Consider the following 24260-nt stretch of genomic DNA (forward strand, 5'->3'; position numbering starts at 1 on the left):
ATTAACTTTGCGACCACACCATGAAACTTCATTTATTTGCCTAATATTCGCCTCTTGTCTTTGTGCTGCTTATCGGCAGGTATCATCGCTCCTGCTACTTTGTTCGCCGCGCCTAACCCTGCTGAAATCCGTTTGCAACAAGATATTTTGCAACGCCAACGCGAAGAACAGTTGCGTCAAACGATGCAGCCTGAAACAGATGTGCGTTTGGATAGTGGGCAGGTTAATGAAACAGTCAATCAGCCTGTTGGCAATGACGACAGCCAACCGTGTTTTGCGATTAATGAAGTGGTTTTAGAAGGCGAACACCATCAAAAATTCCAGTTTGCTTTAAAACGCGCATTGCATGAAACAGGTTTTCAGGCAGGCAAATGTTTGAATGCGGGCGATATTAACCGCATCATGACCGTAGCGCAGAATGCAGTTATCGGACGCGGTTTCACCACCACACGCATTTTGGCTGCACCGCAGGATTTAAACAGCGGTAAGTTGGTATTAACGGTGTTGGCTGGGTATTTGAAAAACATTGAGATTGATGTGTCGCAAAAGGATGAAACTCATGCGGATAGAATTGCGGCATTTCAAAACGAATTCCCCACCCGTTCAGACGGCATCTTGAATTTACGCGATTTGGAACAGGGTTTGGAGAATTTAAAGCGTATTCCAACAGCGGGCGCGGATATTCAAATTGTGCCAGTGGACGGCGTACCCAATCAAAGCACGGTGTTGGTAAAGTGGCAGCAACGATTGTTGCCTTAACGTTTAAATGTGGGCATTGATGATTCAGGCACGAAAGCAACAGGCAAATATCAAGGCAATATCAAGGCAATGTTACTTTTTCAGCGGATAATCCACTGGGATTGAGTGATTTGTTTTATGTGAACTATGGACATTCAATCGGCAATGTACCCGATGAAACAGGCCGTTCAGGCAGCCTGAAAAAAGGCAACAGCCGCAATTATGCCGTCCACTATTCCGTTCCCTTTGGCAAATGGACATGGGCATTTAATCACAGCGGCTACCGTTATCATCAGGCTGTGGCAGGTTTGGCCGAAGCCTACGACTACAACGGCAAAAGTTACAATACAGATTTTGGTTTCAACCGCTTAATCTACCGCGATGCCAAACGCAAAACACATTTGGGTGCAAAATTGTGGACTCGTGAAACACAAAGCTATATTGATGACGCAGAAATCACGGTACAACGCCGCAAAACCGCAGGCTGGTTGGCTGAGTTAAGCCATAAAGAATACATCGGCAGCAGCACCGCCAATTTTAAAATCGCCTACAAATGCGGCACAGGCATGAGCGATGCTCTGCCAGCGCCCGAAGAAGCCTTTGGCGAAGGCACATCGCGCATGAAAATTTGGACAACAAGTGCCGATGTGAATATTCCTTTCCAAATTGGTAAACAACCATTTGCTTACGACACAACCATCCAAGCACAATGGAATAAAACACCGCTCACAGCCCAAGACAAATTTGCCATTGGCGGTCGCTACACCGTACGCGGCTTTGATGGCGAATTGAGCCTAGCAGCCGAACGCGGTTGGTATTGGCGCAATGATTTGAGTTGGAACTTCAAACAAGGACATCAGTTATATTTAGGTGCAGATGTGGGACGCGTTTCAGGACAATCCGCGCAATGGTTATTGGGACAAACTCTGGCTGGCGCAACGCTTGGTGTGCGCGGACAAATGAAAGCGGGTGGGCAACTGTATTATGATTTGTTCGCCAGCCGCGCTTTGAAAAAGCCCGAGGGCTTTGAAACGAAAAGATGGGTAACGGGGTTTCGGGTGGGGTATGGGTTTTAGGAATATTGAAAGGGCTGTATTAGATTAGCCCTAAATATCACGCTAAATTCATAGAATTTTTAGCTACTCTTTGGTGTGTCAAAACTGATAATCTAATACAGCCCCTAAATATTTATTATCAAATTCAAATTTTGCTTGCGAAAATGTCTTTTGAGTTAATCCCTGTATAATTGGCTGGCTGTTTTTATGTCTTTATGATTCATAATAATTCCTTTGCAAAAATATACGATTAAAATTAAAAAAGTGATTTATTCCATGCTAAAATTCAAACTGAATTTTAAGAGAATTTTAGCTATGAATATTCTACCTATTGATAAAAAAGTACAAGTAATCCAGCTTCTTCTTGAAGGCTGTTCTATGCGTTCAATAGAGAGAATTGTTGGTTGCTCAATCAATACTGTTACCAAATTATTGGTTGATACAGGTAGGGCTTGTTTTGAATATCAAGACCTTAATTTACGCAATCTTACCAGTAAATTAGTTCAATGTGATGAAATTTGGAGTTTTGTTTATGCTAAACAGCGCAATGTACCTGAAGAGTTGAAAGGTATTTTTGGTTATGGTGATGTCTATACTTGGACTGCATTAGAACAGAAAGTAAATTGATATTGAGTTGGCTGGTAGGTGCGCGTAATGCAGGTTGTGCTAAACTATTCATGCAAGATGTAGCCAGTCGTTTAGCCAATCGTGTTCAACTTACAACTGACGGTCACCACCCATATCTACAAGCAGTTGAAGATGCCTTTGGTGGTGAAATTGATTATGCGATGTTAGTAAAATTATATGGCAGCCAACCAACTGATGATAAACGCCGCTATTCTCCATCAGGATTTAAAGGTGCATACAAACAAATTATTTCAGGTAGTCCAGTAGATGAACACATTAGTACCAGCTTTGTAGAACGCCAAAATTTAACCATGCGTATGCACATGAGACGATTTACTCGTTTGACCAATGGATTTAGTAAAAAAGTTGAAAATCACATGAATGCAGTCAGCTTGCACTTTATGTATTACAACTTTGGACGAATACATAAATCTTTGCGTATTACCCCAGCAATGGCTGCTGGCATTAGTGACCATGTATGGAGCATTGAAGAGATTGTGCGATTAGTTCCTGAGCCTGTTGCAAAAAAGCGTGGTCCTTACAAGAAGAAAAGCGAATCACAAAAAATAAAATTTTAAAGTGAGACACTACCACGTTTCCTATGATGTATCACGCGATTTCTTCAAAGCGTATAATCCTTTGTTCATCGAACACTTCCGCAGAAGCCATCCGCACATCGACTTACATATCCAGCAATCTCATGGTAGCTCGAGCAAACAGGCTGTGTCGGTAGCCAATGGTTTGCCGATGTGGTGACCATGAACCAAACGTCCGACATCGATTTGTTGTAACAACGCGGTTTGGTTAAGTCTGATTGGGCGCAACGCTTGCCGGATAATGCCGTGCCGTTTACCAGCGTGACCGTATTTCTTGTGCGCAAAGGCAATCCACAACACATTTACGACTGGGCTGATTTGGTGCGTGATAACGTCCAAGTTGTGTTTGCCAATCCGAAAACCAGCGGTAACGGCCGCTATGCCTTCCTAGGCGCATACAGCTACGGCTTGAAAGCGAATAAAGGCAGCGAAACCAACGCGGAAAACTTCATGCGCAAACTGCTGAATAACGTGCCGATGTTTGAAAACGGCAGCCGTACCGCGACCACCAGTTTCACCCAACGCCAAATCGGCGATGTATTGATTACCTTGGAAAACGAAGCCAATATCGTCAGCCGCCACCTTGCGCCCGGCCAATTCGACATCGTTTACCCAAGCTATACCGTTGAAGCGCAAACACCCGTAGCCGTGGTAGGCAGTGTAGCCGAGAAAAAAGATTCCGAAACCGTTTCCAAAGAATATCTGGCATTTCTATGGAGCAAACCCGCGCAGGAATTGGCCGCCAAACTCTACTTCCGCCCGAGCGACAAATCTATTTTGTCCGCCAATCATGCCGATTTTCCCGATTTGGAAACCTTCCGTCCCAACGAAACCCTGGGTACATAGCCGCACATTATGCAGAAATTTTCTGCTGACGGTGGCATGTTTGACGAATTAACGACTACAGCAAAGTAAACCTTCAAGGCCGCCTGAAAGCCTTTCAGACGGCCTTGTTACTTATAACCAAAACTGATAACCACCAAATCAAACATTATTTCTCATGTTTAATCAGACGGTATAAAGTACGCCCATCAATTTAAGGAGCCGATACATGATCATCCGTAACCTGACCCTTGCCGCCTTAGCAGCTTCCGTGGCTTTAACCGCCTGCACCCCGAAAGAAGAAAAAGCTGCCGACGGCAATGCGGCCGCCCCTTCCGCCGATGGCAAAGGCATTACTTTGCTGAACGTGTCTTACGATGTGGCACGCGATTTCTATAAAGAATACAACCCGCTGTTTATCAAAGAATACCAAGCCAAACACAATGGCGCAGAAATCAATGTGCAGCAGTCGCACGGCGGCTCGAGCAAACAGGCTTTATCTGTGGCCAACGGTTTGGCGGCGGATGTGGTGACCATGAACCAAACATCCGATATCGAATTGCTGGAACAAAAAGGCTTGGTGAAAAACGGTTGGGCGAAACGCCTGCCGGATAATGCCGTGCCGTTTACCAGCACCACCGTTTTCTTGGTGCGCAAAGGCAATCCGAAGCAGATTAAAGACTGGAACGACTTAACCAAAGACGGCGTGCAAATTGTATTGGCCAATCCGAAAACCACCGGCAACGGCCGTTACGCCTTCTTGGGCGCATACGGCTATGGCTTGAAAGTGAACAACGGCGATGAAGCTAAAACCAACGAATTTGTCGCTGCTTTCCTGAAAAATGCGCCCGTATTTGAAAACGGCGGCCGCGCCGCCACTACCACCTTCAGCCAACGCAATATCGGCGACGTCTTGGTAACTTTTGAAAACGAAGCCAACCACGTCAGCAAAAAACTGACCCAAAACCAATTTGAAATCGTTTACCCGAGTTACACCATTTTGTCGGAAAGCCCGGTTGCGGTGGTGGATTCTGTGGTTGAGAAAAAAGGCACACAGGAAGCCGCCAAAGAATATTTGGAATACCTGTGGAGCGAACCGGCGCAAGAATTGGCGGCCAAACTCTACCTGCGCCCGCGTAATGCCGATGTCTTGGCCAAACACCAAGCCGATTTCCCGGCCATCGAGACCTTCACGCCAAACGAAAAATTCGGCGCGTGGGAAGACATCATGAAAAAATATTTTGCCGACGGCGGTTTGGTGGATCAACTGTCGCCTAAAAAATAAAGTTTGATGTGTTAAAAACAGGCCGTCTGAAAATGGATTTGCGTTTTCAGACGGCCTTTTGCCGCTTGTTTTCCGTTAAAATAATGTTTTCTGTTTTTTTAGAAGATAAATGTCCGACCGCAAAATCATCCATATCGATATGGACGCGTTCTACGCTTCGGTAGAATTGCGCGAACAGCCGCAGCTGAAAGGCAAGCCGGTGGTCGTGGCTTGGGATGGCGCGCGTTCGGTGATTTGCGCGGCTTCTTATGAAGCGCGGCAATTCGGCTTGCATTCTGCCATGTCGGTGGCGACGGCGAAACGGCTTTGCCCGCAGGCTGTTTATATTCCGCCGCATTTTGAACTGTATCGCCAAGTTTCTGGGCAGATTCACACCATTTTCAGACGGCATACTGATTTAATCGAACCGCTCTCGTTGGATGAAGCATATTTGGACGTGACGGCCAACAAACAAAATATCCGCTATGCCAGCGAAATTGCCGAAAAAATCCGCGCCGAAATCTTTGCCGAAACGGGGCTGACCGCTTCCGCAGGTATTGCGCCCAACAAATTCCTCGCCAAAATCGCCTCCGACTGGCGCAAGCCCAACGGTCAATTTGTGCTGCATCCGAAAAAAATCGACGCTTTTTTAGAAACGCTGCCGCTGGGCAAAATTCCCGGCGTGGGTAAAGTGACGCTGAAAAAAATGCAGGCATTGGGCATGCAGACGGCCGGTGATTTGCGCCGCTTCGAGCGGGGTGAACTGTTAAACTATTTTGGCCGCTACGGCTACCGGCTTTACGATTTGGCACGCGGGGTGGATGAACGGCCGGTGAAAGCGAGCCGCGAGCGTTTGCAGATTTCGACCGAAATTACGCTGCCGGAAGATTTATCGCTGGCGCAAACGATCGAACACTTACCGCATTTGGCCGAAGATTTATGGCAACAAATCCAGCGTAAAAATGTCGATGTCAAAGGCGTGACGCTCAAACTCAAAACCCATGATTTCCGTATCATCACCCGTTCGCTGACTTACTCTTCGGTGCTGCCCGACCGCCAAGCCTTATTGAAAGCCGCACACACCTTGGTTGAACGCGTGCCGCCACAAACGGAAGATGCTTTTCGTTTAATCGGCATCGGGGTCAGCCATTTATTACCGAAAAATCAGCAGCAATCGCTTTGGTTATAAAGAAATAGAAAAGCATTCTTTCCTTTCGGTTTACTACAGGCGGACAATGACAGCATGACAATAATGTTCAGACGGCCTGAAATCATGTGAAGGCCGTCTGAAACACAATAAGGAACACCTGCCATGACTTCATTTTTCCGCCCGAGCTTCTGGAAGATTCCGGAAGTAACCGCCGAAGAGCGCCAACGCCTGCCCCAACTAACCGCCACCTTAGAACAACGTTTGCAAGAAATTGCCGAACGCTTTCCACAGTCTGTATCCGCTTCCAGCTTAGCGGTTGAAGACATGGTGATTACCGATGCGATATGCCGTCTGAAACTGCCCATCCGCATCATTACGCTCAACACCGGCAAACTCAATCCCGAAACCGAAGCATTGATTGCCGCCACCAATGCGCGTTATCAAACCGAATTGGAAGTATTCCACCCGATTGAAGCCGAAGCACAAGCCTTTGAAGAGAAATTCGGCACCACCGCCATGTACGACAGCGTGGCATTACGCCGCCAATGCTGCCATATCCGAAAAATCGAACCGCTCAACCGCGCCTTGGGCAACGCGCCCGCATGGCTGACCGGCCAGCGCCGCAGCCAGTCGGACACGCGCAGTGAATTGAATTTTGAAGAGCATGATTCAGGCCGCAATATCGCTAAATTTAATCCGATTTTCGATTGGGAAGAATTGGACGTGTGGGCTTATGCGCAAGAATATGATGTGCCGCTGAATGATTTGTATCACCAAGGTTATCCGAGCATTGGCTGCGAACCATGCACCCGTCCGGTAAAAGAAGGTGAAAATATCCGCGCCGGGCGCTGGTGGTGGGAAAGCAAAGACAGTAAAGAATGTGGTTTGCACAAGTAATGCTTTGAATGACAAAAGAGCGAAACCCTCTTAAACCATACAACATAACCATAGTTATCAATTAAACTCCCTAAAATCAAAATCCTCCAAATCCCCCATAAGCCGGATTTAGAGGATTTTCTTCATGAGCAGCTTTCTTCAAACAAGCTGCCGAAACCATCATTACCAAACATATTGACCGGTTTGCATTGCTGATTATCTCAAACAGCAAAAAGGCCTTTATACCCGTCATAACGGCGGCCGTCCCGCCTATTCATTACTGCCCATGTTTAAAGCCGTTTTACCCGGCTAATGACACAGCCTGAGACCTTTGCAAAACTCCTTGAAAAGCCACTGCACAAAGAATCGACGTCATTCCCGCCTGCGCGGGAATCCATTTTTGAACATGGCAAACTGTTGAATAAAATAAGTTGCTGAAATTTTAAGATGGATTCCCGCCTGCGGGGAATGACAGCTGTTTGGTTGTTTATTGATAGTTTATGAGGTTTTGCAAAGGTCTCGGCCTATCCGATCCCGAACACAGTCTCATTACCCGCATTGACTTTCATCTTCTGTGGTTTGACGAGCTCCATATTCCCGACCACACTTGAACATGAGTGCAATTACTTTGAACCGTTGCCGCAAGACATGGCCGAAGGAACCAAGATTTACGCCGGCAAAGGTTATGGCGGCAAAGCCAATCGAATATTACTACAACGAAAAAGGCTTTCAGACGGCATTATGCGTAAGGCACACCGTGGTCGTCCGTTAACAGAAGAAGAGAGCGCAAAAAAATAAGCACATGTCAAAAACGCGCTATGTGGTGGAACAGAGTTTTGGTACGTTACACTGTCAATTCCGCTGTCACCATGCTGTTTATTTTGGCTTATTGACCGTTACAAAGTTATTTGAAGGTGATGGGTATCAAACCTGCTGAAAGCTGCCAACAGGCTTTGTGTGTCTGCCGCCTGAAAGAGTGGAAACAGGCCCCTAAGGAGGGAATTACAGGCAACCATGTGTCGTTTGGGATAATAAAAAAGCTTACTTTAGCTAAGTAAGCTTTCTTGATTTTGGTTAAGGTTTTGCAAAGCTCTCAGGCCGTCTGAAATTTCAAACGGCCTTTTTATTATGGATTACGCAATTAGTTGCAATATTTGCTGATGTCGGCATCGTAACGCTGCTTCAATGCCTCTCGGTTGTTGGCGCGCGCAGATTCGGCATAATCGCGGTTAAGGCGGGCGGCTTTGCAGTTGTCGTCTTTCATGGCCTGGTTGTCTTCGGCAATTTTTTGATTCTGCGCCTCAATCTGTTTATTGGCTTCGGTAATTCGTTGATTGAGCTGATTTTGCTGCTCAGCAATCGAGCCTTCGCTTGGTGCAGCGGCAGGGGCTTTTACCGGCTGATAAATCGTGTGCGTGCGCACATTCATGGTATTGCTGCGCGCCGGTTGCAGGCGGTGTGGCACATCGGAATAAGTGGTGGTGCCGTTGGTATTGCGCCATGTGTAGACGCTGTTGGCTGAAACGGCAGCGGCGGTAAGAGAGAAACAAACGGTCAGCAGGGTGTATGTTAGAGTCGTTTTCATAGGGTTTTCCGAGTAAAAAGAGTATTTGTGTTGTTTTCGATATTTTACTTGGTTTTTAAAGAGAATGTCATAAAAATCAGAGAAAAATTTAGTATGTATATGCTTCTTGTGCGGCGGGTTGTTGAAATTGTAAAAAATTAGCGCAAATGAGCAAGCGATTCTGTTAAGTCGATTCTTTACATGTTATAATGCCGTGCATCTTGCACAAACTGAAAGCCTGAGCATCATGCGTATCGTAGAAAAAGCCTATACTTTTGACGACGTTTTATTGGTTCCTGCACACTCAACCGTGCTGCCGCGCGACGTCAAACTTCAAACCAAACTCACCCGCGAAATCACGCTCAATATTCCTTTACTTTCCGCTGCGATGGATACCGTAACCGAAGCCAAGCTGGCTATTTCGATGGCGCAGGAAGGCGGTATCGGTATTATTCATAAAAACATGACGTCTGAGCTGCAAGCGCGTGCGGTGTCGAAAGTGAAGCGCCATGAAAGCGGCATTGTAAAAGATCCGGTTACTGTAGCGTCGGATGTATTGATTGGCGATTTGCTGAAGCAACGTGCCGAACGCAAACGCAAAATGTCAGGCTTGCCGGTGGTGGAAAACGGCAAAGTGGTCGGTATCGTGACCAACCGTGATTTGCGTTTTGAAGAGCGTTTGGATTTGCCGGTATCGGCCATTATGACTCCGCGCGAACGTTTGGTGACCGTATCTGAAGGCACAAGCATTGAAGACGCGCGTGAATTGATGCATCAGCATAAAGTCGAGCGTGTGTTGGTGCTGAACAAGCAAGACGAGCTCAAAGGCTTGATTACGGTTAAAGATATTCTGAAAAACACTGAATTTCCGAATGCCAACAAAGATTCCGAAGGCCGTCTGCGCGTCGGTGCGGCGGTGGGTACCGGCGGTGATACTGAAGCGCGTGTGAAAGCCTTGGTAGAAGCCGGTGCAGACGTGATTGTGGTCGATACTGCCCACGGTCACAGTCAGGGCGTGATTGAGCGTGTGCGCTGGGTGAAAGAAAACTATCCGCAAGTGCAGGTAATCGGCGGCAATATTGCCACTGCCCAAGCTGCTTTAGATTTGGTGGCCGCCGGTGCGGACGCGGTGAAAGTAGGTATCGGCCCCGGCTCAATTTGTACTACGCGTATTGTGGCCGGTGTCGGTGTGCCGCAATTAACTGCCGTTCACAATGTTGCCGAAGCCCTGAAAAGCACCGGCGTGCCGTTGATTGCCGACGGTGGCATCCGCTTCTCAGGCGATATTTCCAAAGCTTTAGCCGCAGGGGCGTACAGCGTGATGCTGGGCGGGATGTTTGCCGGTACCGAAGAAGCACCGGGCGAAATCGAACTTTACCAAGGTCGTTCGTATAAATCTTACCGTGGCATGGGTTCGCTGGGTGCGATGAGCCAAGGTTCAGCCGACCGCTATTTCCAAGACAAAACCGACAGCACCGACAAATACGTACCGGAAGGCATTGAAGGCCGTGTACCTTACAAAGGCCCGATTGTGAACATCATTCATCAATTGATGGGTGGTTTGCGCTCGAGTATGGGCTATTTGGGTTGCGCCAGCATTAATGAAATGCACGAAAAAGCCGAATTTGTGGAAATCACTTCCGCCGGCATGAGCGAATCACACGTTCACGATGTGCAAATTACCAAAGAAGCGCCGAATTATCATCGTTAATTTATTAATCTGAATCAAGGCCGTTTGAAAAGTTTGCTTTATAATGCTTTTCAGACGGCCTTTTGCACAATATCTGCCTTTTCCGGCTATCAGGCCGTCTGAAAAACTGTTAAACTACAGCGGTTTGATTGAGTCGGTTTCATAAAATGATTAAACCGATGTGAAAAGATTGATGAAAAGCTGCTGCTCGATTCATACGGCCTTTTATGGTGCCGTATGAAAACACCGGCAGCTTTTCAAAAGCCGATTTTTCCCTTCCCTTTATTTGATTTGGAGAATGTTCATGAGCGCAATTGTTGATATTTTTGCCCGCGAAATTTTGGACTCACGCGGTAATCCTACCGTTGAGTGTGATGTGTTGTTGGAATCAGGCGTAATGGGGCGTGCCGCTGTACCAAGCGGTGCGTCAACCGGCCAAAAAGAAGCGCTGGAATTGCGCGACGGCGATAAAAGCCGCTACTTGGGCAAAGGTGTGTTGACTGCAGTTGAACATGTCAATAATGAAATCGCCCAAGCCCTGATTGGTGTGGATGCCAACGAGCAATCTTACATCGACCAAATCATGTTGGAATTAGACGGCACCGACAACAAAGGCCGTTTGGGTGCGAATGCGACTTTGGCTGTGTCTATGGCGGCTGCCCGTGCGGCGGCCGAAGATTCAGGCTTGCCGCTGTACCGCTACTTGGGCGGCGCCGGTCCGATGGCTTTGCCTGTGCCGATGATGAACGTCATCAACGGTGGCGAACACGCTAACAACAGCTTGAATATCCAAGAATTCATGATTATGCCGGTGGGTGCGAAATCATTCCGTGAAGCCCTGCGTTGCGGTGCGGAAATTTTCCACGCACTGAAAAAATTGTGCGACAGCAAAGGCTTCCCGACTACCGTAGGTGACGAAGGCGGTTTCGCGCCTAACCTGAACAGCCATGAAGAAGCATTGCAATTGATGGTGGAAGCCACCGAAGCCGCAGGTTACAAGGCCGGTGACGATGTATTGTTTGCCTTGGATTGCGCATCAAGCGAATTCTACAAAGACGGCCAGTACCACTTGGAAGCTGAAGGCAAAGCCTACAGCAGCGAAGAATTTGCCAACTACTTGGCTGACTTGGTAGCCAAATACCCAATCATCTCTATCGAAGACGGTATGGATGAAAACGACTGGGACGGCTGGAAACTGCTGACCGAGAAATTAGGCGGCAAAGTACAATTGGTCGGCGACGATTTGTTCGTGACCAACCCGAAAATCTTGGCCGAAGGCATTGAAAAAGGTGTCGCTAATGCATTGTTGGTGAAAGTGAACCAAATCGGCACCTTGAGCGAAACCTTGCAAGCCGTTGATTTGGCGAAACGCAACCGTTATGCCAGCGTGATGAGCCACCGCTCGGGTGAAACCGAGGACAGCACCATCGCCGACTTGGCCGTGGCGACCAACTGCATGCAAATCAAAACCGGTTCATTGAGCCGCTCTGACCGCATGGCGAAATACAACCAATTGCTGCGTATCGAGGAAGAATTGGCCGAAGCCGCTTACTACCCGGGCAAAGCCGCCTTCTACCAATTGGGTAAATAAGAATAGGAAATATGTTGCATGAAGTGGGTGACCATCGTTTTATCCATCGCACTGGTGTGGTTTCAGTATAGCCTGTGGTTCGGCAAGGGCAGCTGGGGGCACTCGGATGAGTTGAAGGAACAGCTTGCGGTGCAGGAAGAAAAAAACCAAACGCTCATTTTGCGCAATAATTTTTTAGCGGCGGAAGTGGATGATTTGGCCAACGGCCAAGAAGCCATTTCCGAGATTGCCCGCGTGGAATTAGGCTATGTGCAAGACGGTGAAACTTATTACCGTTTTATCGAACGCAGCCGTTAAGAAATTCATTTCTTAAATTAAAGGCCGTCTGTATATTCAGACGGCCTTTATCTTTTTGCATAATTCATTTATAAAACAAATAAATATTTTCTATTAATATCATATCGTTTTCTCAATGCTTTTACAGTTTACTTGGTTTGATATAAATCAAATAAGGCATATAATGCCGTAAGCCTTTTGGCTTATCCTTAGCTAAACTTTAGTGATAGATGGCCGTTTGTTTTCATCTCAGGAATTTCTATGCCGCGAATGCGTTCCGACAATCTGCTGCGTAGTCTGCTTTTACCTTACCGCCGCCGCTTGTGGCTGCCGTTGGTTTTGGCGTGTGTATCGGTCGCATTGTTGATTGTGCAAAGCGCATTGTTGGCGCACTTGTTTGCCGATTGGCTGAATGCCGTGACAGCCAGTGCGGCGGTTAATCGCGACGTATTGATGCATATTTTGCCGTGGCTGTCGGTCTGTTTGCTGCTGCGGCCGCTATTGAATTTAGCTAAAGAGCGGCTGCTGCAAAACATCAGCTTGGAAGCACGCAACAGCGTGCGGGCAAAGCTATTAGATACCTTGGCAAATCTAGGCCCTGCACGGCATCGCTATGGCAACGACGGCGCATTGAGCACGCTGCTTTTAGAACAGGTCGATGCGCTTGATGGCTACATCAGCCGCTTTTATGTGCAAAGTCTGGTGGCGGTCATTACGCCGCTGGCCATTGTGGCGGCGGTGTTTTTTCACAGTAAACTGGCAGCCGTACTTTTGCTGCTGACCGCGCCGCTGGTACCGCTGTTTATGATTTTGGTCGGCAGCATGGCTGCCGATAAAAACCGCGAACAGCTAGACGTATTGGCGAAATTAGGCGGGCGTTTTTTAGATTTGGTACGCGGCATGCCGACGCTCAGGCGGTTGAGTGCGACGGATTGGGCGCAAAAGCAGGTGGCGCAATCGACTTCGCGTTACCAGCGCAAAACCATGGGTGTGCTGGCCTTGGCATTTCTATCGGGCGCAGTATTGGAATTGTTTGCTTCGCTGGCGATTGCGCTGGTGGCGGTATATCTCGGCTTGGGGCTGATCGGTGTGTTACCGTGGGCGCAGGGTGTGGTGCCGGTGCCGTATGAAAGCGCGCTGTTTATTTTATTGTTGGCACCGGAATTTTATCTGCCATTGCGCCAACTGGGCAGCGATTACCATGCCAAAGCGCAGGCGCAAGCTGCCGCGGAAGCCTTGCAACCTTTATTGGCACAGGCGAAGCCAAACGATTTTTCAGACGGCCTATTGAATGAGATCACTGCCCATCATGCGCCGGAAATTTTGTTAAACAACGTCAGTATTACCGATGGAGAACGGCAACGCTTGGCCGAGTTTTCACTGCACATTCCGTCTTCAGCACGTATCGGTATAGGTGGCGAAAGCGGTATCGGTAAATCGAGTCTGCTGCAAGCTTTACTTGGTTTTGCTGACTATCAGGGTGAAATTCTGATAAATGGTGAAAACCATAGGGAACATATTTCCCCACTAAGGCAGCAAACCGCTTATCTGGCACAATCGGCCACGCTGATGCGCGGCAGTATCCGCCATAACTTGCGCTTGGCCAAAGCTGATGCCGATGAACACGAGATGCAGTATGTTTTAAGGCAGGTCGGCTTGTGGGAAGTGGTTGACCGATTGCCGCAAGGCTTGGATACGCTTTTGGGCGAGCGCGGACGCGGTTTGTCGGCGGGCAGCGGCAGCGGCTTTCTCTGGCCCAATTATTGCTGCACGATTGCGGTTTGTGGCTATTGGACGAGCCTTGCGCCCATTTGGATGCACAAACCGCTGCGGAGATTCACACATTGTTAGACACACTTAGCCGCGGTAAAACAGTGCTATTGGTGAGCCATGATTGGCAGGAAATCGACTGGTTGGATAAAACGGTGATTTTGGGGGTGCGGCATGGAAAAGCATAAACTCCGTCTGCGTGAACTGTGGCGGCCGCAAGCTGAAAAATGGCTGGCAGCATGGGCTTTGGGCGCAGTAACCCTATTGGCTGCGGTGGCTTTGCTAGCGGTATCCGGCTGGTTCATCAGTGCGGCAGCGGCGGCGGGTTTGGCCGCGATGGCCACGGCTTATACGTTTGACTATTTCCGCCCCGGCGCCATTATCCGCGCTTTGGCGATTATCCGCACGGCCGGCCGCTACGGCGAGCGTTTGGCTTCGCACAATGCGGTGTTGTCGCTCTTGCGGGATTTGCGTATCCGCCTGTTTGCAAACCTGACGCAAGCTTGGAATAAAACGAACGTTTCGTCACAAATCATGCACCGGCTGACGGGCGACGTTGATTTGCTCGATAATCTGCCGCTGCGTTTTTTTATGCCGTGGCTGTGGGCTTTGTTGCTTCAGACAGCCTTTTTATTGTGGCTGGTTTTGGTGTCACCGGGTTTGTCGGTTTCAGTTGCTTTACCTTTATTGCTGGCCGGAATCGTGTTACCTGCCTGGGCTGCCGTTCACGGCAAACAATTGGCGCGGGATGATGCCGACCAGGCCGAAATCCGCCGCACTTTGCTGCTCGGCCCTTTACAAATGCTGACATCCCTGCTGCTGTGGCGGCGTTGGTCAGATTGCCGCCGTGAGTTTGTCGCCGCCGATGAAGCATACGGCCAATTGAAGCGCCGCCAGCAAGCTTGGGCTTCATTGTATGGTTGGTTACAGCAGTGTTTATTGGCGGCGGTAATCGGCCTGATGATTTGGCAGGCCTTGCCTTTATTACAAACGCAGGATTTGGGCGTGCCCGTATTGTTGGCGATGGTGTTGGCGGTGTTCGGGTTGAATGAAGTGTTGTCGCCTTTAACGGCGCAATTTATGGCTTATGGTTTTGCCGCTGCCGCCCGCGACCGTTTGAATGAATTAACCGGGCCGTCTGAAACGGTTTTGAACACGCCCGGCCATGATCTTCAGACGGCCTTGAATGATATTGACCATATTAATGTCGAGAATATTTACGCCCGATACACAGGCGCACTGAATGGTGCGGAGAATGTTTCCTTTACGCTGGTAAAAGGCGAAGCGCTGATTATCCGCGGTAAATCCGGTTGCGGTAAATCGACATTATTGGACGTGTTGGCCGGAGAGCTGCCGGCGCAATCAGGCCGTCTGAACATGAGTGGGCAGTCATACGATTTTGCGACGGTGAATTATTTGGCACAGCAAATCGATATTTTCGACATGAGCTTAGCCGATAACCTGCGCTTGGGCGACGACACCATTCATGATGACGACTTGTGGCGCGTGTTGGATCAAGTGGCGCTAGCCGATTGGGCAAGGGCGCAGCCGCAGGGTTTGCAAACGTCTTTGAACGAATACGGCGCGGCAGTATCAGGTGGGCAGGCCAGACGAGTTGCCTTGGCGCGCTTACTGTTGCGGCCGAAGCCTGTTTTGCTGTTGGACGAGCCGTTTGCCGGATTAGATGAAACCGCGCGCGGGCAGATTTGGCAGATGTTGCGTGAAGCCCAAGCTGATGGCTTTTTGATTGCCGCCAGCCATCATTTGCCCAAGGATTCGGGTTATTACATTTTAGATATAAACAGCGAATCATTGTTCAGACGGCTTTAAATATGATAAGGCCGTCTGAAACCAAAACGAGAAAAACAGATAAATAATGAATACGTTACCTACACATTTTCTTATGATTAACACCGCATACTTAAAGGAGTATTTCGTATGGATGTGATTGAGCTCTCGCGACTCCAGTTTGCCGTTACGGTGCTGTATCACTTTCTCTTCGTGCCGCTCACGCTGGGCTTATCGTGGATTTTGGTGATTATGGAAGCCGTTTATGTGATGACGGGCAAGGTGATTTACCGTGACATGACCCAGTTTTGGGGCAAGTTGTTCGGTATTAACTTTGCCCTAGGCGTGACCACCGGCATTACCATGGAATTTCAGTTCGGCACCAACTGGTCGTATTATTCGCATTATGTCGGCGATATTTTCGGCGCGCCGCTGGCTTTGGAAGGCTTAACGGCTTTCTTTATGGAAGCAACTTTGGTCGGGCTGTTTTTCTTCGGCTGGAATCGCATGACCCGCCGCCAGCATTTGCTGGTGACCATGTTTATGGCGCTGGGCACCAATCTTTCTGCTTTGTGGATTCTGGTGGCCAATGGTTGGATGCAAAATCCCGTCGGCGCGGTGTTCAATCTGGAAACCATGCGTATGGAGATGACCAGCTTTGCCGATGTGTTTTTCAATCCGGAAGCACAAAACAAATTCGTGCACACCGTATCGGCAGGTTATGTCACCGGATCGATGTTTGTGCTGTCGGTATCGGGCTGGTATCTGCTGCGTAAGAAAGACATTGAGTTTGCCAAGAAAAGCTTCCGCATCGCGGCGGCCTTCGGTATGGCGTCAATTTTGTCGGTTATCGTATTGGGCGACGAATCGGGCTACAGCATCGGCCATGCCCAGAAAACCAAAATGGCGGCGTTGGAAGCTATGTGGGAAACCGAGCCTGCACCGGCTTCGTTTAACCTGATTGCCATTCCTAACGAAAAAGAGATGAAAAACGATTTTGCCGTGCACATTCCTTATGTGATGGGCATCATTGGCACGCGTTCGCCGGATAAGGAAATTCCGGGTATTAAAGACATCGTGGCAGAAAACCGCCAACGCATCGAATCGGGGCAGCAAGCCGTGACCGCTTTGGACATGCTGCGCCAAAACCGCGATGATGCCGCCGCTCGTGATGTGTTTGAGCGGCACCAAGACAATCTCGGCTTCGGTTTGCTGTTGAAACAATACACCGACGATGTGGCCGCCGCCACGCCGGAAATGAAAGACCGTGCGGCGCGTGAGACCATTCCGAAAGTGGCGCCGCTGTTTTGGAGCTTCCGCGTGATGGTGTTCAGCGGTGTGGTAATGCTGCTGGTGTTCGGCTTAAGTTTCTGGCATTCGGTGAAAAACACCTTCGCCCACAAAAAATGGCTGTTGCGCCTGGCGGTGGTTTCGTTGCCGCTGCCGTGGATTGCGATTGAAGCAGGCTGGCTGCTGGCCGAATACGGCCGCCAACCGTGGACGATTTACGGCGTATTACCGACGCATTTGTCCGCTTCTTCATTATCGGTGACATCATTGTATGGTTCGCTGGCGGGCTTTATCGCGTTTTACACCGTATTGCTGGTGGTAGAAGTGTATTTGATGCGCAAATACATCAGCCAAGGGCCGGGTTCGCTCGGCACAGGCCGCTACGACAACGAAGCGCATTAGGAGACAGAGAATGGATATTGTCAATTTCTTTGATTACGCCAGCCTGAAATTTGTTTGGTGGCTGCTAATTGGTTTTCTGATTGCCGGTTTTGCCGTGATGGACGGACACGACATGGGCATCTGCACGTTGCTGCCGTTTGTGGCCAAAACCGACGAAGAACGCCGCGTGGTGATCAACACCATCGGCGCCACATGGGAAGGCAACCAAACTTGGCTGATTACCGGTGCCGGCGCGATTTTTGCCGCATGGCCGATTATTTACGCCACTGCGTTTTCCGGTTTCTACTGGGCGATGCTGGCGGTATTGTGGGCGATGTTTTTCCGGCCGGTCGGCTTCAAATACCGCAGCTTGGTAAAAAAACCGACATGGCGCAAAACGTGGGACTGGGGCTTGTTTGTCGGCTCGTTTGTTCCGGCTTTGTTGTTCGGCGTGGCTTTGGGCAACGTGATTCAGGGCGTGCCGTTTCACTTTGACGACACCATGCGCTCGTTTTACACCGGCTCGTTTTGGGCATTGCTGAACCCGTTTGCCTTATTGTGCGGCTTGGTGTCGGTAGCGATGCTGGTGTTACACGGCGCGATTTTCCTGATGAACAAAACCGAAGGCGTAGTCTATCAGCGCACGCGCAAAGTATTGCTGCCTGCTTTAATCGCCACGCTGGTGTTGTTCAGTATCGGGGGCTGGTGGGTGGCTACGGGCTTAGACGGCTATGTCGTCACTGCCGGCACGCTCAGCCCGGATACGCTGCCCAACCCTTTGGGCAAAGAAGTAACCCGGCAAACCGGCGCTTGGCTCAACAACTATCAGCAATATCCGCTGACTATGCTGGTGCCGCTGATTACCTACGCCGGATTCATCATCGGCACATTATTGGCGCGCATGGATAAAATGGGCGCGGCGTTTTTCTTCTCGGCCTTGGGCGTAATTGGTGTGATTGGCACATTCGGTGTGTCCCTGTTTCCATTTATCATGCCGAGCAGCAGCGATTTTCGTTCGAGTTTGACCGTGTGGGATGCCACTTCCAGTCATCTGACCTTGGTGGTGATGCTGTTTTCTACTGCGATTATGATGCCGATTATCTTGGCCTACACCTCGTGGGCGTATAAGGTAATGAGCGGTAAAGTTACGGTGGAAGACATCCGGGAAAACGATCACGGCGCGTATTAACACGATTCAGACGGCCTATTGGTTTGAGGCCGTCTGAAAAAAGAAAGGAACCGACAATGTGGTATTTTGCATGGATTTTAGGTTTGGGTTTTGCCGTGTTGCTCGCCATCATGAATGCGATGTGGGGCGAATTTGAGCAAGACCGCGACAAGCTCTTTGCCAAAGAAGATGAGGCCGTCTGAAAACGGATTCGTCGACATAAATTAAAATAACAAAATGCCGCCTGAAACAGAATATTGCTTCAGACGGCATTTTCTTTGTCTCTTAATAATAAGGCCGAACCCCTTACCCCCTTAAACCCGATACAAAATAACCACAGTTTGAATTTCCCAAACACCCTAAAATCCTCTAAATCCCATAAGCCGAATTTAGAGGATTTTAGGGAGGTTGGGAAGTATTAGGCTACTTAGTAACTGTAGTTACTTTATATGAGTTTTAAGGAAGGTTTTGCAAAGCTCCCAAGCTGTCTGAAATATTTCAGACGGCCTTGATTTTATTAATTTCCTTACACTTTGTCTGCACCCAAAATCATTGAGCCGATACCGGAATCGGTAAAGATTTCCAGCAATAACGCGTTTGGCACACGGCCATCGATGATGTGGGTGGCTTTCACGCCGTTGACCGCAGCTTCTACCGCCGAGCTGATTTTCGGCAGCATACCGCCGTAAAGCGTACCGTCGGCAATCAATTCGTCAATGCGGCTCGGGGTCAGGTTAGTTAAAAGGTTGCCTTCTTTATCAAGCACGCCGGTGATGTTGGTCATCATCAACAATTTTTCAGCGTTGAGTTCTTCCGCTAATTTACCCGCCACCAAATCGGCATTGATGTTGAACGCTTCACCGCGTTTGCCCACGCCAATCGGGGCAACCACAGGGACTTGGCCGTTGTCGATCAAGCCTTGAATCAGTGTGGTGTCGATGCTTTCCACTTCACCGACTTGGCCGATGTCCACGCCCGGGTTTTCAGGGGTGTTGATGAGCAGTTTTTTGGCTTTGATAAAATGGCCGTCGCGACCGGTCACACCGACGGCTTTTCCGCCGTGGGTATTGATCATCGACACGATTTCTTTGTTGACATGGCCGCCCAACACCATTTCGACGATGTCCATGGTTTCGCCGTCGGTCACGCGCATGCCTTGCACGAACACACCTTCTTTGCCGACGCGCTCAAGCATGTCGTTAATCTGCGGCCCGCCACCGTGAACAATCACAGGATTGATACCGACCAATTTCAGCAACACGATGTCGCGGGCAAAGCCTTCTTTCAAAGCCGGCTCGGTCATGGCGTTGCCGCCGTATTTAATCACAATGGTCGAGCCGGAAAAGCGGCGGATATACGGCAGGGCTTCGGATAAAATCGCGGCTTTGTCGGCTGCCGAAATATGTTTCACATCACTCATGAATCTACTCTTTAATTGTTAACAATTTTAGTTTTGGAATATTAATACCAAAGGCCGTCTGAAACAAGCCGAAACGTAAAAGGATTTATGATTTGTCTGAAATGTTTTAGAATAACGAGCTATTAAACTTCTATTCCACACAGGAATCCCCATGATGAAAATCAGCACCCAATTTGATGCCGGCTCGGTGATTGTGAACGATTTGAGCCACCCGGGCAATATCCGCCTGTCGCTGCGCCCCGACAATGCCGCCGATTTTGCGCAATGGTTTTATTTCCGTCTGCAAGGTGCGGCCTATCAAAATTGTGTGATGCATTTCGACAATGCGGCTCAAGCGGCTTATCCCGACGGCTGGGAAGAATACCAAGCCTGTGCGTCTTATGACCGCCAAAATTGGTTCCGCGTGCCGACTGATTACCAAAACGGTGTGCTGACCATCAACCACACGCCTTTGTCGAACAGCGTTTATTACGCCTATTTCGAGCCTTATTCGCACGAGCAGCATTTGAACCTGCTGGGCGATGCGCAAGGCAGCGGCTTGTGTCAAATCGATGATTTGGGCAGCACCGTGCAAGACCGCGACATCAATTTGCTCACCATCGGCAACCAAGTGGAAAGCGATTTGAAAGTCTGGATTATTGCGCGCCAGCACCCGGGTGAAACCATGGCGGAATGGTTTGTCGAAGGCTTCTTAGGCCGCCTCCTCGACCCGCAAGACCCGACCGCCCGCGCCCTGCTCGACCGCGCCACGTTTTACATTGTGCCGAACATGAACCCCGACGGCTCGGTGTTGGGCAACCTGCGCACCAATGCCGCCGGTGCCAATCTGAACCGCGAATGGCAAAACCCAAGCATGGAACGCAGCCCGGAAGTATACGTGGTGCGCGAAAAAATGCGCGAAACCGGTGTGGATTTGTTCCTTGATATTCACGGCGACGAGGGTTTGCCGTTTGTCTTTGTGGCGGGTACCGAAGGCGTGCCGAGCTATAACGAGCGCATTGCCGCTTTGGAAGCCCGGTTCAAACAAGCCCTGCTGGCGGCCAGCCCTGATTTCCAAGACGAAATCGGCTATCCGAAAGACGAAGCCGGCCAAGCCAATTTGAGCATGGCCACGTCATGGGTCGGCGAGCAATTCAAATGCTTGGCCTACACACTGGAAATGCCGTTTAAAGACAACAACAACCTGCCCGACGACGATTTCGGCTGGAACGGCCAACGCTCGCTGCGTTTGGGCGAAGCGATGGTGTCGGCGATTTGGAATGTATCGGGCGATTTGCGCTAAGTATTTTAATGATTAAAAGGCCGTCTGAAAGCGAGACATTTTTCAGACGGCCTGAGACCTTTGCAAAACCCCGGATTTGAGTACAGTTCGGAGTGAGAGCAGCGCAAAAAGCGCAGACATATCAAAAAGATAGGCAAGCTTTCGAGCAGCGCATAATGAAGAAATGTGTCAAAGATGGAGATTTTGCAAAGGTCTCAGCCTTTATCTGCCATTTAAGGATTCCCCATGATTATTCACCCCCAGTTTGACCCTGTACTCATCAGCATAGGCCCGTTGGCCATCCGCTGGTATGCCTTAAGCTATATTGTCGGCTTTGTGCTGTTCATCTGGCTGGGCCGCCGCCGCATCGCGCAAGGCAACACCTTGTTTACCAAAGAAATGCTGGATGATTTTCTCACTTGGGGTATTTTGGGTGTGATTCTCGGCGGCCGCTTGGGCTATATTTTGTTTTACAAATTGTCCGACTATCTGGCCGACCCGATCAGCATGTTCAAAGTGTGGGAAGGCGGGATGTCGTTCCACGGCGGCTTCTTGGGCGTGGTCGTGGCGATGTGGCTCTTCAGCCGCAAACACAACATCAGCGTGTGGAAAACCATGGATTTTGTGGCGCCACTGGTTCCGCTGGGCTTGGCTTCCGGCCGCATCGGCAACTTCATCAACGGCGAGCTGTGGGGACGCATCACCGACCCGATCGCTTTCTGGGCGATGGGCTTCCCGCAAGCCCGTTACGAAGACTTGGAAGCCGCGGCGCACAATCCGCAATGGGCAGAATGGCTCAACCAATTCGGCATGTTGCCGCGCCATCCTTCGCAGCTTTACCAATTCGCGCTGGAAGGCATTTGCCTGTTTATCTTGGTGTGGGTGTTTTCCAAAAAGCCGCGCCCTACCGGACAAGTGGCGTCTTTGTTTTTAGGCGGTTACGGCTTCTTCCGTTTCATTGCCGAATTTGCCCGCCAGCCAGACGATTATTTGGGCTTGCTGACGTTGGGCTTGTCGATGGGACAATGGCTGAGCGTGCCGATGATTGTGTTGGGTGCGGTTGGCTTTGTGTATTTCGGCAAGAAAAACGCTGTGAATTCTATAAATTAATGAGAGGCCGTCTGAAACATTCAGACGGCATTTTATTCAAGGCATTTCATGAACAAACAACTTCTTAATCCCAACAATAAAACAGTTTCTGTTTATTTAAGCAACCGGGCAGATACACCGCTATTCCTAACCTTTTTAAGCCCGGAAGAATCCGACGGTTTAGCCGCCTTGATTGAAAACAAAGCCACTTTGGTTTCAATCGACGAACCCAATTGGGAACATGCCTTCACGCCGTGGCAGGCACCTGCTGCGTTTAAAAAAGTACCTGACTTCAGCGGTGGCGCAGACGAATATTTGCGCTGGCTGATTGATACGGTTTTGCCTGAAGTCACGAAATCATTCTCCTTGCAACCGCAATGGACAGCCTTAACCGGCTACTCCTTAGGCGGCTTGTTTGCTGCCTATTCCGCTTATTACGCTACACCATTCAGCCGCATTGCTTCGGTTTCCGGCTCGTTGTGGCTTGATGGCTGGACGGAATTTGTGACCCAGCGCAACTTGTACACACTGCCGAAAAAAGCCTATTTCTCAGTCGGCGACAAAGAAAAAAATACCAAAAATCCGCGCATGAGCATTGTGGAAGATGCCATACGTGCTACGCAGGCCAGCTGGCAGCAGCAAGGTATCGAAACCACTTTTGAACTCAACAACGGCGGCCATTTCGAGCAAGTGCCACAGCGTATGGCCAAAGCGGTTGCGTATTTGTTGAATGAATAGGCACGGATTATTCAGACGGCATCAGACCTTGCATATGAATCAATAAAACATGGCAGCGCAGTTTCAGGTAAAATACGCGCTTGAATGTCTCCATTATTTCCCCACAAAATCATGTCCAAAAAAACCAAACAAGAATTAGAAAACAACAAACTCAACAAACGCTTACGCCACGCAGTCGGCGCAGCAATTAACGACTTCAATATGATTGAGCCGGGCGACAAAATTATGGTCTGCTTGTCGGGCGGCAAAGACAGCTATGCGCTGTTGGATATTTTGCGCCAACTGCAAGCCAGTGCGCCGATTGAATTTGATTTGGTGGCGGTCAATCTCGACCAAAAGCAACCCGGCTTTCCCGAACATGTGCTGCCCGAGTATCTGCAAAGCATTGGTGTCGATTATAAAATTGTCGAAGAAGACACTTATTCCACCGTAAAGCGCGTATTGGAAGAAGGCAAGACCACTTGCTCGCTGTGCAGCCGCTTGCGCCGCGGCATTCTGTATCGCACGGCAAAAGAATTGGGTTGTACCAAAATTGCGCTCGGCCACCATCGCGACGATATTTTGGCCACCATGTTCCTGAATATGTTTTACGGCGGCAAACTCAAAGCCATGCCGCCTAAATTGGTCAGCGACAACGGCGAGCATATCGTCATTCGTCCTTTGGCGTATGTAAAGGAAAAAGACCTGATTAAATACGCCGAATTGAAGCAGTTCCCGATTATTCCGTGTAATTTATGCGGCTCGCAGCCGAATCTGCAACGCCAAGTCATCGGCGATATGCTGCGCGATTGGACAAACGCTTTCCCGGCCGCATTGAATCGATGTTTGCCGCGCTGCAAAACGTGGTGCCGTCGCATTTGGCCGACCCTGAATTATTCGACTTTGCCGGTTTGGAACGTGGTCAAAGCCTGAAACACGGCGGCGATTTGGCATTTGACAGCGAAACCGTACCCGAACGTTTTGTTTCAGACGGCCCCGATGATGAAGACGGCAGCGAAGTCAAAATCGCTGTGGAAAAACCCAGCCGCAAAGTGATTAATATCTTGGCCGGCAAACCGAAAAACTGCGGCGCTTGAGAGGCCGTCTGAAAAGCCAAATTCAAAATC

The 24260-nt window shown here is 49.4% G+C and carries 19 protein-coding genes and 4 pseudogenes; 21 read left to right on the forward strand and 2 right to left on the reverse strand.

What is annotated here, in order from left to right:
• Window positions 1-36: 36 nt before the first annotated feature.
• From CGZ65_RS06815 to CGZ65_RS15350, 8 genes and pseudogenes are all read left to right on the forward strand, one after another.
• Window positions 37-759, forward strand: a complete 723-nt coding sequence (locus tag CGZ65_RS06815; protein ID WP_232507391.1) for a POTRA domain-containing protein — start codon at window positions 37-39, stop codon at window positions 757-759.
• 110 nt (window positions 760-869) lie between these two features.
• Window positions 870-1814, forward strand: a complete 945-nt coding sequence (locus tag CGZ65_RS06820; protein ID WP_232507392.1) for a ShlB/FhaC/HecB family hemolysin secretion/activation protein — start codon at window positions 870-872, stop codon at window positions 1812-1814.
• Between the two features lie 294 nt (window positions 1815-2108).
• Window positions 2109-2998, forward strand: a pseudogene (locus tag CGZ65_RS06825) (IS1 family transposase).
• Window positions 2999-3011: 13 nt separating this feature from the next.
• A pseudogene (locus CGZ65_RS06830) lies at window positions 3012-3859 on the forward strand (sulfate ABC transporter substrate-binding protein); the annotation flags it as partial.
• A gap of 208 nt (window positions 3860-4067) precedes the next feature.
• A complete protein-coding gene (locus CGZ65_RS06835) occupies window positions 4068-5123 on the forward strand; it encodes a sulfate ABC transporter substrate-binding protein (RefSeq protein ID WP_096295317.1) in 1056 nt (351 codons plus the stop codon).
• A gap of 109 nt (window positions 5124-5232) precedes the next feature.
• Window positions 5233-6291 (forward strand): DNA polymerase IV, encoded by a 1059-nt coding sequence (dinB, locus tag CGZ65_RS06840; RefSeq protein WP_096295318.1) that lies wholly within the window; start codon window positions 5233-5235, stop codon window positions 6289-6291.
• 123 nt (window positions 6292-6414) lie between these two features.
• Window positions 6415-7149 (forward strand): phosphoadenylyl-sulfate reductase, encoded by a 735-nt coding sequence (locus CGZ65_RS06845; RefSeq protein WP_096295319.1) that lies wholly within the window; start codon window positions 6415-6417, stop codon window positions 7147-7149.
• A gap of 702 nt (window positions 7150-7851) precedes the next feature.
• A pseudogene (locus CGZ65_RS15350) lies at window positions 7852-8100 on the forward strand (transposase family protein); the annotation flags it as partial.
• A 169-nt stretch (window positions 8101-8269) separates the two neighbouring features.
• Here CGZ65_RS15350 and CGZ65_RS06850 read toward each other — a convergent pair.
• Window positions 8270-8713: a DUF4124 domain-containing protein gene (locus tag CGZ65_RS06850; RefSeq protein WP_096295320.1), complete on the reverse strand. Its 444-nt coding sequence runs from the start codon at window positions 8711-8713 to the stop codon at window positions 8270-8272.
• A 226-nt stretch (window positions 8714-8939) separates the two neighbouring features.
• Here CGZ65_RS06850 and guaB point away from each other — a divergent pair, with 226 nt between their 5' ends.
• The 9 genes from guaB (at window position 8940) to cydX (ending at window position 18849) form a co-directional block, all read left to right on the forward strand.
• The gene (guaB, locus tag CGZ65_RS06855) at window positions 8940-10403 is read left to right on the forward strand and encodes an IMP dehydrogenase (protein WP_096295321.1); all 1464 of its coding nucleotides are present in this window, start codon (window positions 8940-8942) and stop codon (window positions 10401-10403) included.
• A gap of 283 nt (window positions 10404-10686) precedes the next feature.
• On the forward strand, window positions 10687-11973 hold the full coding sequence (gene eno / locus CGZ65_RS06860; RefSeq protein WP_096296123.1) for a phosphopyruvate hydratase: 1287 nt from the start codon (window positions 10687-10689) through the stop codon (window positions 11971-11973).
• Window positions 11974-11991: 18 nt separating this feature from the next.
• Window positions 11992-12270 (forward strand): cell division protein FtsB, encoded by a 279-nt coding sequence (ftsB, locus tag CGZ65_RS06865; protein WP_096295322.1) that lies wholly within the window; start codon window positions 11992-11994, stop codon window positions 12268-12270.
• A 240-nt stretch (window positions 12271-12510) separates the two neighbouring features.
• On the forward strand, window positions 12511-14100 hold the full coding sequence (gene cydD / locus CGZ65_RS06870; protein ID WP_096295323.1) for a thiol reductant ABC exporter subunit CydD: 1590 nt from the start codon (window positions 12511-12513) through the stop codon (window positions 14098-14100).
• The gene (locus tag CGZ65_RS15130) at window positions 14001-14207 is read left to right on the forward strand and encodes a hypothetical protein (RefSeq protein WP_415906979.1); all 207 of its coding nucleotides are present in this window, start codon (window positions 14001-14003) and stop codon (window positions 14205-14207) included. The genes cydD and CGZ65_RS15130 overlap by 100 nt, the downstream gene beginning before the upstream one ends.
• Window positions 14194-15849 (forward strand): amino acid ABC transporter ATP-binding/permease protein, encoded by a 1656-nt coding sequence (locus CGZ65_RS06875; protein ID WP_096295324.1) that lies wholly within the window; start codon window positions 14194-14196, stop codon window positions 15847-15849. Before CGZ65_RS15130 ends, CGZ65_RS06875 begins: the two co-directional genes overlap by 14 nt.
• A gap of 108 nt (window positions 15850-15957) precedes the next feature.
• Window positions 15958-17499 carry a cytochrome ubiquinol oxidase subunit I gene (locus tag CGZ65_RS06880; RefSeq protein WP_096295325.1) on the forward strand — a complete coding sequence of 514 codons (1542 nt, stop codon included), beginning with the start codon at window positions 15958-15960 and terminating at the stop codon, window positions 17497-17499.
• Window positions 17500-17509: 10 nt separating this feature from the next.
• A complete protein-coding gene (cydB, locus tag CGZ65_RS06885) occupies window positions 17510-18667 on the forward strand; it encodes a cytochrome d ubiquinol oxidase subunit II (protein WP_096295326.1) in 1158 nt (385 codons plus the stop codon).
• 56 nt (window positions 18668-18723) lie between these two features.
• Window positions 18724-18849, forward strand: a complete 126-nt coding sequence (cydX, locus tag CGZ65_RS06890; RefSeq protein ID WP_096295327.1) for a cytochrome bd-I oxidase subunit CydX — start codon at window positions 18724-18726, stop codon at window positions 18847-18849.
• Between the two features lie 323 nt (window positions 18850-19172).
• Here cydX and argB read toward each other — a convergent pair whose 3' ends face one another.
• Window positions 19173-20066, reverse strand: coding sequence for an acetylglutamate kinase (gene argB / locus CGZ65_RS06895; RefSeq protein ID WP_096295328.1), 894 nt, complete (start codon window positions 20064-20066; stop codon window positions 19173-19175).
• A 151-nt stretch (window positions 20067-20217) separates the two neighbouring features.
• Between argB and CGZ65_RS06900 the strand changes: the two genes are divergently transcribed.
• The 4 genes and pseudogenes from CGZ65_RS06900 to ttcA all read left to right on the forward strand — a co-directional run bounded on the left by CGZ65_RS06900 (window position 20218) and on the right by ttcA (window position 24230).
• Entirely contained in the window at window positions 20218-21348 is a 1131-nt protein-coding gene (locus tag CGZ65_RS06900; RefSeq protein WP_096295329.1) for a M14 family metallopeptidase, read from the forward strand.
• Between the two features lie 225 nt (window positions 21349-21573).
• Window positions 21574-22437, forward strand: a complete 864-nt coding sequence (gene lgt / locus CGZ65_RS06910; protein WP_096295330.1) for a prolipoprotein diacylglyceryl transferase — start codon at window positions 21574-21576, stop codon at window positions 22435-22437.
• A gap of 48 nt (window positions 22438-22485) precedes the next feature.
• Window positions 22486-23154 carry an alpha/beta hydrolase gene (locus tag CGZ65_RS06915; protein ID WP_096295331.1) on the forward strand — a complete coding sequence of 223 codons (669 nt, stop codon included), beginning with the start codon at window positions 22486-22488 and terminating at the stop codon, window positions 23152-23154.
• Between the two features lie 111 nt (window positions 23155-23265).
• Window positions 23266-24230, forward strand: a pseudogene (gene ttcA, locus CGZ65_RS06920) (tRNA 2-thiocytidine(32) synthetase TtcA).
• The last annotated feature ends 30 nt before the right edge of the window (window positions 24231-24260 follow it).

It is taken from the genome of Neisseria weixii (assembly GCF_002327085.1).
GTDB lineage: Bacteria > Pseudomonadota > Gammaproteobacteria > Burkholderiales > Neisseriaceae > Neisseria > Neisseria weixii.

What these genes read in the sequence shown, in the direction of transcription:
- CGZ65_RS06900 (WP_096295329.1), top strand. Translation starts at nt 20,218, where the DNA reads ATGATGAAAATCAGCACCCAATTTGATGCCGGCTCGGTGATTGTGAAC.
- CGZ65_RS06835 (WP_096295317.1), top strand. Translation starts at nt 4,068, where the DNA reads ATGATCATCCGTAACCTGACCCTTGCCGCCTTAGCAGCTTCCGTGGCT.
- lgt (WP_096295330.1), top strand. Translation starts at nt 21,574, where the DNA reads ATGATTATTCACCCCCAGTTTGACCCTGTACTCATCAGCATAGGCCCG.
- CGZ65_RS06915 (WP_096295331.1), top strand. Translation starts at nt 22,486, where the DNA reads ATGAACAAACAACTTCTTAATCCCAACAATAAAACAGTTTCTGTTTAT.
- cydD (WP_096295323.1), top strand. Translation starts at nt 12,511, where the DNA reads ATGCCGCGAATGCGTTCCGACAATCTGCTGCGTAGTCTGCTTTTACCT.
- dinB (WP_096295318.1), top strand. Translation starts at nt 5,233, where the DNA reads ATGTCCGACCGCAAAATCATCCATATCGATATGGACGCGTTCTACGCT.
- eno (WP_096296123.1), top strand. Translation starts at nt 10,687, where the DNA reads ATGAGCGCAATTGTTGATATTTTTGCCCGCGAAATTTTGGACTCACGC.
- ftsB (WP_096295322.1), top strand. Translation starts at nt 11,992, where the DNA reads ATGAAGTGGGTGACCATCGTTTTATCCATCGCACTGGTGTGGTTTCAG.
- argB (WP_096295328.1), bottom strand. Translation starts at nt 20,066, where the DNA reads ATGAGTGATGTGAAACATATTTCGGCAGCCGACAAAGCCGCGATTTTA.
- CGZ65_RS06880 (WP_096295325.1), top strand. Translation starts at nt 15,958, where the DNA reads ATGGATGTGATTGAGCTCTCGCGACTCCAGTTTGCCGTTACGGTGCTG.
- CGZ65_RS06875 (WP_096295324.1), top strand. Translation starts at nt 14,194, where the DNA reads ATGGAAAAGCATAAACTCCGTCTGCGTGAACTGTGGCGGCCGCAAGCT.
- cydB (WP_096295326.1), top strand. Translation starts at nt 17,510, where the DNA reads ATGGATATTGTCAATTTCTTTGATTACGCCAGCCTGAAATTTGTTTGG.
- CGZ65_RS06845 (WP_096295319.1), top strand. Translation starts at nt 6,415, where the DNA reads ATGACTTCATTTTTCCGCCCGAGCTTCTGGAAGATTCCGGAAGTAACC.
- cydX (WP_096295327.1), top strand. Translation starts at nt 18,724, where the DNA reads ATGTGGTATTTTGCATGGATTTTAGGTTTGGGTTTTGCCGTGTTGCTC.
- guaB (WP_096295321.1), top strand. Translation starts at nt 8,940, where the DNA reads ATGCGTATCGTAGAAAAAGCCTATACTTTTGACGACGTTTTATTGGTT.
- CGZ65_RS06850 (WP_096295320.1), bottom strand. Translation starts at nt 8,713, where the DNA reads ATGAAAACGACTCTAACATACACCCTGCTGACCGTTTGTTTCTCTCTT.